Below are 14,343 nucleotides of genomic sequence, written 5' to 3'. Positions count from 1 at the left end.
AATGGATCATATCGTCGTCAAAGGTGCACGAGCACACAATTTAAAAAATATTGATGTCGTCATTCCGCGCAACAAGCTCGTTGTGCTTACCGGCTTATCGGGCTCGGGAAAATCATCGCTTGCATTTGACACCATTTACGCGGAAGGGCAACGGCGATATGTCGAATCATTATCGGCATACGCTCGGCAATTTTTAGGGCAAATGGATAAGCCTGATGTCGATTCGATTGAAGGGCTGTCACCCGCCATTTCGATTGATCAAAAAACGACAAGCCGCAACCCACGATCAACAGTTGGAACAGTCACAGAAATTTACGATTACTTGCGCTTATTGTTTGCACGCATCGGTCGCCCTGTTTGTCCAACGCACGGCATCGAAATTACGTCGCAAACAATTGAACAAATGGTTGACCGCTTGATGCAATATCCAGAGCGGACGAAAATGCAAATTTTAGCGCCCATCGTCTCCGGACGAAAAGGAACGCACGTAAAAACGTTAGAGGAGATCAAAAAACAAGGGTACGTGCGTGTGCGAGTTGACGGGGAATTGTGCGATGTATCTGAAGACATCGTACTTGAAAAAAATAAGAAGCATTCGATTGAAGTGGTCATCGACCGCATCATCATGAAAGAAGGTATTCAGTCGCGCCTGGCTGATTCGCTTGAAGCGGCGTTGAAGCTTGCGGACGGTAAAGTGCTCGTCGATGTCATCGGACAAGAAGAGTTGTTATTTAGTGAACATCACGCTTGTCCACACTGCGGTTTTTCAATCGGTGAACTAGAGCCGCGTTTATTTTCGTTTAACAGCCCGTACGGTGCGTGTCCATCGTGCGACGGGTTAGGGGCAAAATTGGAAGTCGATCTTGATTTAGTCATTCCAAATAAAGAACTGACGCTTCGTGAACACGCGCTCGCGCCATGGGAGCCGCAAAGCTCGCAATATTATCCGCAGCTGTTAGAAACGGTATGTCGTCATTACGGCATTGATATGGACGTGCCTGTGAAACAGTTGCCAAAACAACAGCTCGATCTTTTATTGTATGGATCGAACGGTGAGAAGATATATTTTCGCTATGAAAACGACTTCGGCCATGTGCGCGAAACGTATGTGGAGTTTGAAGGTGTCGTGCGCAACGTTGAACGCCGCTATCGTGAAACGACGTCCGATTACGTCCGTGAACAAATGGAAAAATATATGACTGAACAGCCTTGTCCGACGTGTCATGGCAACCGTTTGAAAAAAGAAAGTTTAGCGGTTTTCGTTGGCGGCAAACATATCGGGGAAGTGACGGCGATGTCGGTGAACGAAGCGCTGACGTTTTTTGAAACGCTTCAGCTAACGGAAAAAGAGCAAAAAATTGCCCATCTCATTTTACGTGAAATTGTTGAGCGTCTCGGCTTTTTAAAAAATGTCGGGCTCGATTATTTAACGATAAACCGCGCGGCAGGGACATTGTCAGGTGGAGAAGCGCAACGTATTCGATTAGCGACGCAAATCGGATCGCGGTTAACAGGTGTATTATACGTATTAGACGAACCGTCAATCGGACTTCATCAGCGTGATAACGATCGGTTAATTGCGACATTGCAAAACATGCGTGATTTAGGAAATACGCTCATTGTCGTCGAGCACGATGAAGATACGATGCTTGCGGCAGATTATTTAATTGACATCGGACCGGGAGCAGGGGCGCACGGAGGAGAAGTCGTCGCTGCAGGTACACCTGAACAAGTGATGAATGATCCACATTCATTAACCGGTCAATATTTATCAGGGGAAAAGTTTATTCCGCTCCCGATTGAACGAAGAACGCCAGACGGTCGTTGGCTGGAAGTCATTGGTGCACGAGAAAACAACTTAAAAAACGTCGATGTTCGCATTCCGCTCGGGCTGTTTGTTGCAGTGACGGGGGTATCCGGTTCGGGAAAAAGTACGCTCATTAACGAAATTTTGCATAAAGCGTTAGCGCAAAAGTTACATCATGCAAAAGTAAAACCGGGAGAGCATACGGACATTCGTGGCATTCACTATTTAGATAAAGTCATTGATATCGACCAGTCGCCAATCGGCCGAACACCGCGCTCCAATCCGGCGACATATACGGGCGTTTTTGATGATATTCGTGATTTATTTGCGACGACGAACGAAGCGAAAATGCGTGGATATCAAAAAGGACGGTTTAGTTTTAATGTGAAAGGCGGTCGCTGTGAAGCATGTCGCGGCGATGGGATTATTAAAATCGAAATGCACTTTTTGCCGGACGTATACGTACCATGTGAAGTATGTCACGGTAAACGATATAATCGCGAAACGTTGGAAGTGAAATATAAAGATAAAAATATCGCTGAAGTGCTTGATATGACAGTAGAAGAAGCGCTCGCGTTTTTTGAAAATATCCCGAAAATTAAACGAAAGTTACAAACACTTTACGACGTCGGACTCGGCTATATGCAACTCGGGCAGCCAGCTACAACGCTTTCTGGTGGCGAGGCGCAGCGGGTAAAGCTAGCATCTGAGTTGCATCGTCGTTCAACCGGAAGAACGTTATACATTTTAGATGAGCCGACAACAGGTTTGCATGTGGATGATATTGCCCGTTTATTACATGTTCTGCAACGGCTTGTCGAACAAGGAGATACGGTGCTTGTCATCGAGCATAACTTAGACGTCATTAAAACGGCAGACTATATTATTGATCTTGGACCAGAAGGCGGCGATGGGGGTGGACAAATCGTTGCGGTAGGTACGCCAGAAGAAGTGGCGCAAGTTGAGCGATCGTATACCGGGAAGTATTTGCAGCCAATTTTGTCACGCGATCGCGAACGCATGCGCCAACGTATACCGAGCGTATAATGCGCTCGGCTTTTTTATACGAAACTTTCCTTTCCGACAATCGTATGTATAAGTAAAGAAAAAGGGAGATGATGCGAATGGAAGGAAATAAATTGCTTGCGGCGTTATGTTATTTCAGCGTATTTTTTGCCCCGTTTTTATTTCCGATTATCGTTTATTTTGTCACGAAACATGAACGAGTGAAAGAACATGCGAAAAAATCATTTTTGTCCCATCTCATCCCTATTGCAATTGTGGTTGCTACGGGTGGACTGTTTATGATTTTCGCTATCGCAGGAGTAGACGGATGGATCGGTCTTCCGTTTATCGGCATTGTGATCGGTGGCATTGTACATGTTGTCGTTATTGTTTGGAATATTATTAAAGGAGTTCAAGTGTTACAACAATCGGGAGGGATGTACGAATGAAAAAGCTTGTAAGGCTTCGTCATGATCGCATGATTGCAGGTGTGTTAAGCGGATTAGCCGCTTATATGAATAAGGACGCTACGGTTGTACGTTTATTGTTTGTCGCGCTATTGTTAATTACCGGCATTATGCCGTTTGCGCTTTTATACGCGCTTGCGGTATTTATTATTCCAAGTGAGGAGAACGTCATATGAGATGGCTAGCACATATAGTGATTAACGCTGTTTTATTATTAGCATTAGCTGGATATTTTGACTCCATTTATTTATCAAGCGTTTGGGCAGCGCTCGTTGCAAGCGTTCTTTTGTCTTTTTTCAATACGTTCGTTCGCCCGTTACTTATTTTACTGACGCTTCCTGTCACTGTATTGACGTTTGGGCTGTTTTTGTTCGTCATTAACGCAATCACACTGGCAATGACGGCATGGGTCATGGGCAGTTCGTTTGACATTGGCGGCTTTAGCAACGCGTTATTTGCGTCGCTTGCGATCTCACTTTTTCATTTACTCATTGAGTCAGTACGAAAAGAAAAGTAAAACGTTCCGCTTCGTGCGTGAGCGTTTTTATTTTGACGGGAAAGTGTTACAATGAGAAAAAAGGAGGGGGTTCATGTGCCAAAAGTACGGACAAAAGATTTAATTGATGAGTTTCAATTTGAACTTGTAAGCGGGGCAGAGGGGATTCATCGCCCGATTACAACGAGTGATTTATCCCGTCCGGGCATTGAAATGGCCGGTTATTTTGCATATTATCCTGCTGAACGTGTGCAATTGCTCGGGATGACGGAACTATCTTTTTTCGAACGATTAACGCCCGTAGAAAAACGGTTGCGTATGGAAAAGTTATGTACAGATATTACACCAGCCATTATCGTTTCACGTGGACTAGATGTACCAAAGGAGCTTATCGAAGCATCGGAAAAAAGAGAAGTGCCTGTCATGCGTTCAACGATGAAAACGACGCGGCTAGCTAGCCGACTGACAAACTATTTAGAAAGCAAGCTCGCGCCGACGACAGCTGTGCACGGGGTGCTTGTTGATGTGTACGGCGTCGGCGTATTAATTACAGGAAAAAGCGGGGTCGGAAAAAGTGAAACGGCACTTGAACTTGTAAAGCGCGGACATCGTCTCGTCGCCGATGATTGTGTCGAAATTCGACAAGAAGATGAAAACTTGCTTATTGGCAGCGCACCGGAGCTCATTGAACATTTGCTTGAAATTCGTGGGCTCGGCATTATTAACGTCATGACGTTATTTGGGGCAGGTGCAGTTCGCCCGCATAAACGCATTTCGCTCGTGATCGACTTAGAACTATGGGATCCGAATAAACAATACGATCGTCTCGGGCTTGAAGAGGAAAAAGTAAAAATTATTGATACGGAAGTGACGAAGTTGACGGTTCCAGTTCGTCCAGGGCGAAATTTAGCGGTCATTATCGAAGTGGCGGCGATGAACTTCCGTTTGAAGCGCATGGGGGTCAACGCAGCAGAAGAATTTTCTGCGCGGTTAGCGGATGCAATTGGCGATGCGGAACACGATTATGAATGAGAGGATGAGTGTTGATGTTGTTGCATATTGAACCGCTTGATCGCGTCTTTTTCCAACTCGGACCAATTACAATTTATTGGTACGGTGTCATTATTGCGACAGGCGTCTTGCTTGGTCTTTGGCTCGCGACACGAGAAGGCGAGCGGTTAGGGATACGAAAAGAAACATTTGTTGATCTTGTGTTAATTGCTGTGCCGATTGCGATTGTATGTGCACGGGCGTATTACGTTATTTTTCAATGGGACTACTATTCCAAACATATAGGTGAAATTCCGCAAATTTGGAACGGTGGCTTGGCGATTCATGGCGGTTTAATTGGTGCTATTGTGACAGGTGTCATTTTTTCCAAAAGACGCCAATTGTCGTTTTGGAAACTAGCGGATATTGCGGCACCGAGTATTATTTTAGGGCAGGCGATTGGACGTTGGGGGAATTTTATGAATCAAGAAGCGCACGGGGGACCTGTATCACGAGCATTTTTAGAAAGTTTGCATTTGCCGGATTGGATCATTAACCAAATGTACATACAAGGGCAGTACTATCATCCGACGTTTTTATATGAATCAATATGGAATGTACTTGGTTTCCTCGTTTTGCTTGCATTACGAAGACGAAATATACGACGTGGTGAGCTGTTTTTAACGTATGTGATTTGGTATTCGATCGGACGCTTTTTCATCGAAGGATTGCGCACAGATAGTTTAATGTTAACAGAAACGATTCGTATGGCTCAGTTTATCTCAGCTTTGCTTATTGTGTTTGCGGTCATGATGATCGTTGTGCGTCGCATGCGCGGTTTAGCGAATGAGCGGTACAACGATTAAATGAAAGGGGAAGGGCAGCGTGCTTCAAAGGGGTTTGTTTGTTGGGTTAAAAACGACATGGACGCTCGGAAAAGTTATTTTTCCGATTACGGTTATTGTGACGCTTTTACAATATTCTCCCGTTTTGCCATGGGTGACAAATGTGTTAACGCCGATGATGCGATGGATCGGTTTACCGGGAGATGCTGCGGTCGTTTTAGTGCTCGGCAACTTTCTAAATTTATATGCCGGTATTGGTGCGATGTTGACGATGGACTTGACGGTGAAAGAAGTGTTTATTTTAGCGGTCATGTTGTCGTTTTCACACAATATGCTTGTTGAGTCTGCGGTTGCCGCCCAAGTAGGTGTTCGCGTTTGGTGGACGGTTGCTGTGCGCGTCGGTTTAGCGTTTACGTCCGCTTGGCTTATTCATGTGTTATGGGATGGCGGAGAACAAATGGCGAAATACGGCTTTATGCCGCAATCTTCGACAACGCCGCATACGTGGGGAGAAATCGTTTGGACAGGGATCGAAAAGGCGATATATGGTATTGGGCAGTTAGCGCTCATTATTATTCCGCTTATGATCGCTATTCAAGTGTTAAAAGAATTAAAGTGGCTAGATACGTTTTCTACATGGTTGTCTCCATTTACACGAATGCTTGGCATTCGTGAAAACGCCTCGCTTACGATGGCAGCAGGCTTATTGTTCGGTCTTGCTTACGGGGCTGGTGTTATGATTCAAGCGGTGAAAGAAGACGGGGTGTCTAAAAAAGATTTAACGTTGACGTTTTTATTTTTAGTGGCGTGCCATGCGGTAGTAGAAGATACGTTATTGTTCGTGCCGCTTGGAATTCCTGTATGGCCGCTTTTAGTCATTCGGCTAACAACGGCAATTTTGCTTACAGCTACGTTAAGTTTTATTTGGAATCGAATGGAACAACGAAAAAGAAAGGAAGCGACGTATGAATATTAACACGATTTTATTTGACTTAGACGGAACGCTCATTAATACGAACGATTTAATTATTGAATCATTTTTACATACGCTCAATCATTATTATCCAAATCAATATACGCGCGAGGATGTGCTCGCCTTTATTGGCCCGCCATTGCGTGATACGTTTGAAGCGATTGATCCAGAGCGCGTTGATGAAATGATTGAAACGTATCGGGCGTTTAATCATGCACATCACGATGCGTTAGTGAAAGAATACGAAACGGTATATGATACTGTACAAACGCTACATGAAAAAGGTTTTAAACTCGGCATTGTCACAACAAAAATTCGCCATACGGTCAATATGGGATTGAAGTTAACAAAGTTAGATTCGTTTTTCCAATGCATTATTACGCTCGATGACGTTGAACATGCAAAACCGCATCCGGAGCCGATTGAAAAGGCGCTCGCTTGTTTACAAGCGAAGCCAGAAGAAACGTTAATGGTCGGCGATAACCATCATGACATTTTAGCGGGGAAACACGCGGGAACAAAAACAGCAGGCGTTGCTTGGACGATTAAAGGGCGCGAACATTTAGCGAAATACGAACCTGATTTTATGCTTGAAAAAATGAGCGATTTGTTAAGCATTTTAGGGGTGACGCCGCATTGAGAAAAACCGAACGCTATGTTGTAACCGAAACGAACTCTTTGTGGCAACTATATCGAACCGTTTCGTTTTGGAAAGTATTGAAAAATGTCATCGTCATTTTGATCGGGCGCTATACTCCCTTTTTTCCGTTGAAAAACTGGCTATATCGCACGTTTTTACGGATGGACATTGGTGAGCATACAGCACTTGCGTTTATGGTGATGCCAGATATTTTGTTTCCGGAAAAAATTCACATCGGTAACAACACGATTATTGGCTACAATACGACCATTTTAGCACATGAATATTTAGTGAACGAATATCGGCTTGGGGATGTCATTATTGGAAACGACGTTATGATTGGAGCCAATTCAACGATTTTGCCGGGGGTGACGATCGGGGATCGTGCTGTTGTTTCCGCAGGTACGCTCGTGCATCGTGATGTACCAGCTGGTGCATTTGTCGGCGGCAATCCGATGCAAATCATTCGTCTTAGCGAACGCTAAGGCGTTTTTTTTTATGAATAAAAAGGAATGAAGTCGAAAAAAATCGAATGAGTTTGTAGTTGACGAAATGAAAAATGGGGAGTAAACTACAAATAACAAACTTTACTTTGCTAATATATTAGCGAACTAAAGTAAAAGAAGGACGGGACAAAAATGAGAGTATTTATGTTTGAGAAACCGCTCGGCATGCGAGATACGTTGCCAGATGTATATAAAACAAAACGTGCATTGCGGGAAGCAATGATGGCAGAAATCGAAACGTGGGGATATTCGTTTATTGAAACACCGACGTTAGAATATGACGAAACGGTTGGTGCCGCATCGGCGATTTTAGATCAGCAGCTATTTAAGTTGCTTGATCGGGAAGGACATACGCTCGTGTTGCGCCCAGATATGACCGCGCCCATTGCGCGTTTAGCGGCATCAAAATTATATAAAGAAGGGTGTCCGCTTCGTTTAGCGTATGCAGCAAATGTGTTTCGTGCTCAGCAGCGTGAAGGCGGGAGGCCGGCAGAGTTTGAGCAAGTTGGAGTGGAATATATTGGCGACGGTACGATGTATGCTGATGCAGAAGTGATCAGTCTAATGATTTTTGCTTTAAAGCGAGCAGGATTGCGCGACTTTACGGTGACAATCGGGCATATTGGTTATGTGGATGCGTTGTTTTTTGATATTTTGCGCCACGAACAACGGGTAGAAACGTTGCGTCGCTTTTTATATGAAAAAAATTATGTCGGTTATCGCGAACACGTCAAATCGTTGCCGCTCTCCTCGATTGATCGTGATCGCCTTTTACGTCTTTTAACGTTGCGCGGCGGCGAGGAAGCCGTGGCAGAAGCAAAAGCATTCGCGATGACAGAAGAAGAACATCGCGCCCTCGATGAGCTAAAGCAGTTATGCGAGCATGTGAAACAATATGGCGTTGCCGATATGGTGAAACTCGATATGAGCTTAGTGAGCCATATGAGCTATTACACGGGTGTGCTTTTTGAGGTGTATGCAGAAAACGTCGGGTTTTTACTTGGAAATGGCGGACGATATGATGAATTGTTAGGAAAATTCCATCGTCCATCGCCTGCGACGGGATTTAGCGTCCGTTTAGATCGTTTAATGGAGGCGGTTGGTGAGCAACAACGTAGAGAAAAGACGACGTGCATTATTTTTAGCCAAGAACGATTTGCGGAGGCGTATGTAAAAGCGGAGGAAATGAGACGAAAAGGGGAAAAAGTCGTATTGCAACAAGTGGCAGGTATTCAGGATATGGATCAATTTACTGCATCATTTGACGATGTAGTGTACGTATTAGGGAAACGCGGAAAGGATGAACGATGATGCTGACGGTTGCGATGCCAAAAGGACGTATTTTTGCGGAGGCGCTCGTATTGTTAAAACAAGCGGGTTATGAAATTCCTGATGACTTGGAACATTCTCGAAAACTAATGATTGACGTACCGAGTGAACAGTTGCGTTTTATTTTAGCAAAGCCGATGGATGTTGTCACATATGTCGAACATGGCGTTGCGGATGTCGGCATTGCAGGAAAAGATGTGCTCCTTGAAGAAGAGCGCGATGTGTATGAAATGTTAGATTTGCACATTAGCCCGTGTTATTTGGCGGTGGCGGGACTTCCGAATACGCGTGTTCATCCGATCGCACCGAGGGTGGCGACAAAATATCCAAATATCGCCTCGACGTATTTTCGCGAGCAGGGGGAACAAGTGGAAATTATTAAACTAAATGGGTCTGTTGAATTAGCACCGCTTATCGGCTTAGCGGAACGAATTGTCGACATTGTTTCGACAGGGCGAACGTTAAAAGAAAATGGGCTTGTTGAGCTCGAACGAATTGTTGATGTGACATCGCGCTTTATTGTAAATCCGGTTAGTTATCGCATGCAAGATCGAGCGATTGAACAAATGGTTGATCGTTTAACATACGCGATCGAGAAAGCGGGTGAGTGCAATGAAAATTGAACGTGTACAAGGGACCGTATCGCTTCGGCGGACGATCGAAAGTGGAACGGAAGAGCAAAGACAAGCAGTCAAACGGATTATTGATGATGTGCGAAACAACGGAGATGGCGCATTAAAAAAATATACGGAAATGTTTGATGGCATTTCACTTGATACGTTTGCCGTCACCCAAGAAGAAATTGAAGAAGCATATTGGCTAGTTGATGAGAACATGGTTCATATCATTCGCGAAGCGGCGCAAAACATTCGAGAATATCACGAACGTCAACGAATGACATCGTGGTTTATGACGCGTGACGATGGAACGATTCTCGGGCAAAAAGTAACACCGCTTGATGCAGTCGGTTTATATGTGCCGGGCGGAACAGCCGCTTATCCGTCATCGGTGCTGATGAATGTCATTCCTGCACAAGTGGCTGGAGTGAAACGCATCGTCATCGTTTCTCCGCCAAATGAGCGAGGTACGTTGCCAGCGGCTGTCCTTGTTGCAGCATGTGAGCTTGGCGTGCAAGAAATATATAAAGTGGGCGGGGCTCAGGCGATCGCTGCATTAGCATATGGGACGGAGACGATTGAGCCGGTCGATAAAATTTTTGGACCTGGAAACATTTACGTCGCACTTGCCAAAAGGGAAGTGTTCGGTCAAGTGGATATCGACATGATTGCGGGACCGAGCGAAATTGTTGTGTTAGCTGATGAAACAGCAAAGCCGAATGAAATTGCTGCCGATTTATTATCGCAAGCAGAACATGATGAACGAGCGGTTAGTATATTAGTGACACCGTCTTTACAACTTGCTTTAAAAGTAGAGGAAGAGGTGGAAAAACAGCTTGCTACCCTTCCAAGAAAAGAAATTGCCCAAAAAGCGATCAATGAATATGGCGCCATTTATGTAACGGATACGATGAAACAAGCCATTGATGTCGTGAACGAATTAGCGCCAGAACATTTAGAAATTATGACAGCGGAACCGTTTGAAATGTTAAGCGCCATTCGACATGCCGGTGCGGTTTTTCTAGGATCTTACAGTTCTGAACCAGTGGGGGATTATTTTGCAGGAACGAATCATGTGTTGCCGACAAATGGGACCGCCCGTTTTTCGTCTGGGCTAACAGTTGAAGCATTTATGAAAAAATCAAGCATCATTTTTTATAGCGAGCAAGCTTGGCAACAACATGCGGCAAAAATTGCGGCGTTTGCACGACTAGAAGGGCTTGAAGCACATGCACGAGCAGTAGAGGAACGGTTGAAAAGGGGAGGAAAATAATGCGAACAGCGACCATTCAACGAGCGACAAGTGAAACACAAATTGAGCTTACGTTTGCGGTGGACGGAGAAGGAAAAGCGGAGTTGGAAACGGGTGTGCCGTTTTTAACACATATGCTTGATTTATTCACCAAGCATGGGCATTTTAATTTGTTCGTCCAAGCCAAAGGGGATACACATATTGACGACCATCATACGACAGAAGATATCGGCATTTGTTTAGGACAAGCAATTCGCCAGGCGCTTGGTGATAAAAAAGGAATTAGACGATACGGAAATGCATTCGTTCCGATGGATGATGCGCTTGCGCAAGTCGTCATCGATGTGAGCAATCGCCCGCATCTTGAGTTTCGTGGGGAGTTTCCGAGCCAAAAAGTAGGGACGTTTGATGTCGAGCTCGTACATGAATTTTTATGGAAATTAGCATTAGAAGCGCGAATGAATGTGCATGTCATCGTTCATTATGGGCGCAATACACATCATATGATTGAGGCGGTGTTTAAAGCACTTGCGCGTGCACTTGATGAGGCAACAATGATCGATCCACGCGTCAAATCTGTACCGTCAACGAAGGGAATGTTGTAAATGATCGGCATTATTGATTATGGCATGGGCAATTTATATAGCGTCAGCAAAGCGTTAGAACGGTTAAACGTGCCATATATTGTTGAAAGCGATCAAAACAAGTTGAGTCAAGCAGATGGTTTCATTTTGCCTGGTGTTGGCTCATTTAAAGATGCGATGCACATGTTAACGGAAACGAAGCTGGACTCGTTTATCCACGAACAAGTTGCAGCAGGAAAGCCGCTTCTTGGCATTTGTTTAGGCATGCAGTTGTTGTTTGAAGAAAGCGAAGAAAACGGTTTGACGGTTGGGCTAAAGTTGCTCCCAGGTCGTGTGGTTCGCTTTACGGGCATGACAAAAGAAGGAAAACGATATAAAGTGCCGCATATGGGATGGAACGAGCTTGCTTTCCATCAGTCCTCTCCGCTTTTTGATGGCGTTGAACGAGGGCATGTATATTTTGTTCATTCGTATTATGTACAAACAGATGATCGAACCGTTGTGCTAGCAAGTGCGCAATATGATGTAGAAGTTCCTGCGATCGTTGGACGCGGGAAGATATTCGGGACACAGTTTCATCCGGAGAAGAGTGGGGCACTCGGCATGCGTCTATTGCAAAATTATGCAAGGCTTGTAGAAAGGGAGAGAAACTAATGTTTACGATTTATCCAGCCATCGACATGCGTGACGGAAAATGTGTTCGTCTCGCGCAAGGAGACTATAACAAAGAAACGGTATATGGACATTCGCCAGTCGAAATGGCGCGCTCGTTTGTTTCACAAGGGGCGACATGGATTCATATGGTCGATTTAGACGGGGCGAAAGAAGGAAGACGGGTGAATGATGCATTCGTCGTCGAAGTGGCACAAACGCTTGCGGTGAACGTTCAAATTGGCGGTGGTATTCGTACAGAAGAAGACGTGGCATATTACCTCGAACAAGGTGTATCGCGTGTCATTTTAGGAAGTGCTGCGATTTCGAATCCTTCGTTTGTGAAAGCGATGCTTCGCGCGTATGGTGAACGCATTGTCATCGGTATTGATGCAAAAAACGGATTTGTTGCGACAGAAGGATGGACACATACGTCGACGATCGAAGCGGTTGAACTCGGGAGACAGCTTGCGGACGCTGGAGCAGAAACGTTTATTTTTACCGATATTGCGACAGACGGGATGTTATCCGGTCCAAATATTGAGGCGGTTGTTCGTCTGGCTCAGGCGACGAACAAACGTGTTATTGCTTCTGGCGGCATTCGTTCGCTCGATGATTTACACGCCTTAAAGCAATTCGAAAATGAAGGAGTGGCTGGAGCGATTGTTGGTAAAGCGTTATATACAGGGCAGTTTACTGTTGCTGAAGCGTTAAAGGCGGTGGAACAATGATTACAAAACGCATTATTCCTTGTTTAGACGTGAAAGACGGTCGTGTTGTCAAGGGGGTGCAATTTGTTTCGTTGCGCGATGCGGGTGATCCGGTTGAGCTCGCACGTGCATATGATGAACAAGGGGCTGACGAGCTTGTTTTTTTAGATATTTCAGCGTCACATGAAGGACGAAAAACGATGGTACACGTCGTTCAGCGTGTCGCTGCACAGCTGGCCATTCCGTTTACGGTCGGGGGCGGAATTAGCACATTAGAAGATATGAAAACGATTTTGCGTGCGGGAGCGGACAAAGTGTCAGTTAATACGGCTGCGTTATTACGCCCAGAGTTGATTACAGAAGGAGCGAATTTTTTTGGTTCGCAATGTATCGTCGTGGCGATTGATGCTAAATATGATGAAACGATGCAATCATGGCGCGTGTATACGCATGGCGGTCGCCGTCCAACGAATTGGGAAGTTGTTGCATGGGCGAAAGAGGCTGTCAAACGTGGAGCAGGAGAAATTTTATTAACGAGCATGGATCGTGACGGTGGAAAAGACGGTTTTGATTTGGCGTTGACGAAACGAGTAAGTGGAGCTGTTTCTGTTCCTGTTATTGCATCAGGAGGGGCTGGGTGCGCCCAACATTTTGTTGATGTGTTTCAAACCGCCCAAGCAGATGCCGCATTAGCTGCTTCGATTTTCCATTATAAAGAAACGTCCGTCCAACAAGTGAAACAGTACGTGCGTGAACAGGGGGTAAACGTCCGATGAATGTAAAAGATGTTCGCTTTAATGAACAAGGACTTGTGCCGGCGATCGTCCAAGATGCACACAGTAAAGAAGTGTTGACGTTAGCGTATATGAACGAGCAATCGTTGCAAAAGACGTTAGAAACGAAAGAAACATGGTTTTATAGCCGCTCGCGGCAACAGTTATGGCATAAAGGAGAAACGTCCGGAAACGTACAAAAAGTTGTTGATATTCGTTATGACTGTGATGCGGATGCCCTTCTTATACTCGTTGAGCCGAAAGGACCGGCATGTCACACAGGGGAATACTCTTGTTTTCATCATCGGTTAAACGATGAAAAGCCAGTTGCTACGCCGAATCGTTTCGCGATTTTAAATGTGTTAGAGTCGCTTATTGCGGAACGTGAGGCAAAACGTCCTGAAGGGTCGTATACAACATATTTATTTGAAAAGGGAATTGATAAGATCGCAAAAAAAGTTGGGGAGGAAGCGGCAGAAGTCATTATTGCAGCTAAAAACCGCTCAAAAGAAGAACTACGATGGGAAGCGGCAGATTTATTATATCATTTACTCGTTTTGTTGCGTGAACAGCGTTTGTCGCTCGATGATGTGCTTTCCGTATTAGCGGAGCGTCATCGGTAACGCTTTTTTCTCCATCCATGTTGTTCTGAAGCGAAAATGTGGTATACTTTCTTTCGGTGAAAGAAATCAACATGG

The 14,343-nt window shown here is 45.0% G+C and carries 17 protein-coding genes; all 17 read left to right on the top strand.

Annotated elements, in window-relative coordinates; genetic code table 11:
• Position 1: 1 nt before the first annotated feature.
• Positions 2 to 2,854: an excinuclease ABC subunit UvrA gene (uvrA, locus tag NSQ23_RS14165; RefSeq protein WP_339171612.1), complete on the top strand. Its 2,853-nt coding sequence runs from the start codon at positions 2 to 4 to the stop codon at positions 2,852 to 2,854.
• A 77-nt stretch (positions 2,855 to 2,931) separates the two neighbouring features.
• Entirely contained in the window at positions 2,932 to 3,261 is a 330-nt protein-coding gene (locus NSQ23_RS14160) for a DUF4870 domain-containing protein (protein WP_006320154.1), read from the top strand.
• Positions 3,258 to 3,455: a PspC domain-containing protein gene (locus NSQ23_RS14155; protein WP_192954076.1), complete on the top strand. Its 198-nt coding sequence runs from the start codon at positions 3,258 to 3,260 to the stop codon at positions 3,453 to 3,455. Before NSQ23_RS14160 ends, NSQ23_RS14155 begins: the two co-directional genes overlap by 4 nt.
• A complete protein-coding gene (locus NSQ23_RS14150) occupies positions 3,452 to 3,796 on the top strand; it encodes a phage holin family protein (RefSeq protein WP_339171607.1) in 345 nt (114 codons plus the stop codon). Before NSQ23_RS14155 ends, NSQ23_RS14150 begins: the two co-directional genes overlap by 4 nt.
• Positions 3,797 to 3,871: 75 nt before the next feature.
• A complete protein-coding gene (hprK, locus tag NSQ23_RS14145) occupies positions 3,872 to 4,807 on the top strand; it encodes an HPr(Ser) kinase/phosphatase (protein WP_339171605.1) in 936 nt (311 codons plus the stop codon).
• A gap of 14 nt (positions 4,808 to 4,821) precedes the next feature.
• The gene (gene lgt / locus NSQ23_RS14140) at positions 4,822 to 5,631 is read left to right on the top strand and encodes a prolipoprotein diacylglyceryl transferase (RefSeq protein ID WP_339171603.1); all 810 of its coding nucleotides are present in this window, start codon (positions 4,822 to 4,824) and stop codon (positions 5,629 to 5,631) included.
• Between the two features lie 19 nt (positions 5,632 to 5,650).
• A complete protein-coding gene (locus NSQ23_RS14135; protein ID WP_077429048.1) occupies positions 5,651 to 6,586 on the top strand; it encodes a nucleoside recognition domain-containing protein in 936 nt (311 codons plus the stop codon).
• Positions 6,576 to 7,223, top strand: coding sequence for a pyrophosphatase PpaX (gene ppaX, locus NSQ23_RS14130; protein ID WP_339171599.1), 648 nt, complete (start codon positions 6,576 to 6,578; stop codon positions 7,221 to 7,223). Before NSQ23_RS14135 ends, ppaX begins: the two co-directional genes overlap by 11 nt.
• A complete protein-coding gene (locus NSQ23_RS14125) occupies positions 7,220 to 7,708 on the top strand; it encodes an acyltransferase (protein WP_339171597.1) in 489 nt (162 codons plus the stop codon). The genes ppaX and NSQ23_RS14125 overlap by 4 nt, the downstream gene beginning before the upstream one ends.
• Before the next feature lie 153 nt (positions 7,709 to 7,861).
• Positions 7,862 to 9,040 (top strand): ATP phosphoribosyltransferase regulatory subunit, encoded by a 1,179-nt coding sequence (locus tag NSQ23_RS14120; RefSeq protein ID WP_339171595.1) that lies wholly within the window; start codon positions 7,862 to 7,864, stop codon positions 9,038 to 9,040.
• Positions 9,040 to 9,681 (top strand): ATP phosphoribosyltransferase, encoded by a 642-nt coding sequence (gene hisG / locus NSQ23_RS14115; RefSeq protein WP_339171593.1) that lies wholly within the window; start codon positions 9,040 to 9,042, stop codon positions 9,679 to 9,681. Before NSQ23_RS14120 ends, hisG begins: the two co-directional genes overlap by 1 nt.
• Positions 9,671 to 10,948 (top strand): histidinol dehydrogenase, encoded by a 1,278-nt coding sequence (hisD, locus tag NSQ23_RS14110; RefSeq protein ID WP_192948543.1) that lies wholly within the window; start codon positions 9,671 to 9,673, stop codon positions 10,946 to 10,948. Before hisG ends, hisD begins: the two co-directional genes overlap by 11 nt.
• A complete protein-coding gene (gene hisB / locus NSQ23_RS14105; RefSeq protein WP_035018920.1) occupies positions 10,945 to 11,532 on the top strand; it encodes an imidazoleglycerol-phosphate dehydratase HisB in 588 nt (195 codons plus the stop codon). Before hisD ends, hisB begins: the two co-directional genes overlap by 4 nt.
• Positions 11,533 to 12,165 (top strand): imidazole glycerol phosphate synthase subunit HisH, encoded by a 633-nt coding sequence (gene hisH / locus NSQ23_RS14100; RefSeq protein WP_064220984.1) that lies wholly within the window; start codon positions 11,533 to 11,535, stop codon positions 12,163 to 12,165.
• A complete protein-coding gene (gene hisA / locus NSQ23_RS14095) occupies positions 12,165 to 12,893 on the top strand; it encodes a 1-(5-phosphoribosyl)-5-[(5-phosphoribosylamino)methylideneamino]imidazole-4-carboxamide isomerase (RefSeq protein ID WP_004892535.1) in 729 nt (242 codons plus the stop codon). The genes hisH and hisA overlap by 1 nt, the downstream gene beginning before the upstream one ends.
• Positions 12,890 to 13,648, top strand: coding sequence for an imidazole glycerol phosphate synthase subunit HisF (hisF, locus tag NSQ23_RS14090; protein WP_339171588.1), 759 nt, complete (start codon positions 12,890 to 12,892; stop codon positions 13,646 to 13,648). The genes hisA and hisF overlap by 4 nt, the downstream gene beginning before the upstream one ends.
• On the top strand, positions 13,645 to 14,268 hold the full coding sequence (gene hisIE, locus NSQ23_RS14085) for a bifunctional phosphoribosyl-AMP cyclohydrolase/phosphoribosyl-ATP diphosphatase HisIE (protein WP_339171586.1): 624 nt from the start codon (positions 13,645 to 13,647) through the stop codon (positions 14,266 to 14,268). The genes hisF and hisIE overlap by 4 nt, the downstream gene beginning before the upstream one ends.
• Positions 14,269 to 14,343 lie beyond the last annotated feature (75 nt).

It is taken from the genome of Anoxybacillus sp. FSL W8-1294 (assembly GCF_037965005.1).
Lineage (GTDB): Bacteria > Bacillota > Bacilli > Bacillales > Anoxybacillaceae > Anoxybacillus > Anoxybacillus flavithermus_G.
The sequence above is the reverse complement of the archived record's forward strand: the minus strand, read 5'-3'. Positions and strand labels throughout refer to the sequence as shown.

What these genes read in the sequence shown, in the direction of transcription:
- uvrA (WP_339171612.1), top strand. Translation starts at nt 2, where the DNA reads ATGGATCATATCGTCGTCAAAGGTGCACGAGCACACAATTTAAAAAAT.
- NSQ23_RS14160 (WP_006320154.1), top strand. Translation starts at nt 2,932, where the DNA reads ATGGAAGGAAATAAATTGCTTGCGGCGTTATGTTATTTCAGCGTATTT.
- NSQ23_RS14155 (WP_192954076.1), top strand. Translation starts at nt 3,258, where the DNA reads ATGAAAAAGCTTGTAAGGCTTCGTCATGATCGCATGATTGCAGGTGTG.
- NSQ23_RS14150 (WP_339171607.1), top strand. Translation starts at nt 3,452, where the DNA reads ATGAGATGGCTAGCACATATAGTGATTAACGCTGTTTTATTATTAGCA.
- lgt (WP_339171603.1), top strand. Translation starts at nt 4,822, where the DNA reads ATGTTGTTGCATATTGAACCGCTTGATCGCGTCTTTTTCCAACTCGGA.
- ppaX (WP_339171599.1), top strand. Translation starts at nt 6,576, where the DNA reads ATGAATATTAACACGATTTTATTTGACTTAGACGGAACGCTCATTAAT.
- NSQ23_RS14120 (WP_339171595.1), top strand. Translation starts at nt 7,862, where the DNA reads ATGAGAGTATTTATGTTTGAGAAACCGCTCGGCATGCGAGATACGTTG.
- hisG (WP_339171593.1), top strand. Translation starts at nt 9,040, where the DNA reads ATGCTGACGGTTGCGATGCCAAAAGGACGTATTTTTGCGGAGGCGCTC.
- hisD (WP_192948543.1), top strand. Translation starts at nt 9,671, where the DNA reads ATGAAAATTGAACGTGTACAAGGGACCGTATCGCTTCGGCGGACGATC.
- hisH (WP_064220984.1), top strand. Translation starts at nt 11,533, where the DNA reads ATGATCGGCATTATTGATTATGGCATGGGCAATTTATATAGCGTCAGC.
- hisA (WP_004892535.1), top strand. Translation starts at nt 12,165, where the DNA reads ATGTTTACGATTTATCCAGCCATCGACATGCGTGACGGAAAATGTGTT.
- hisF (WP_339171588.1), top strand. Translation starts at nt 12,890, where the DNA reads ATGATTACAAAACGCATTATTCCTTGTTTAGACGTGAAAGACGGTCGT.
- hisIE (WP_339171586.1), top strand. Translation starts at nt 13,645, where the DNA reads ATGAATGTAAAAGATGTTCGCTTTAATGAACAAGGACTTGTGCCGGCG.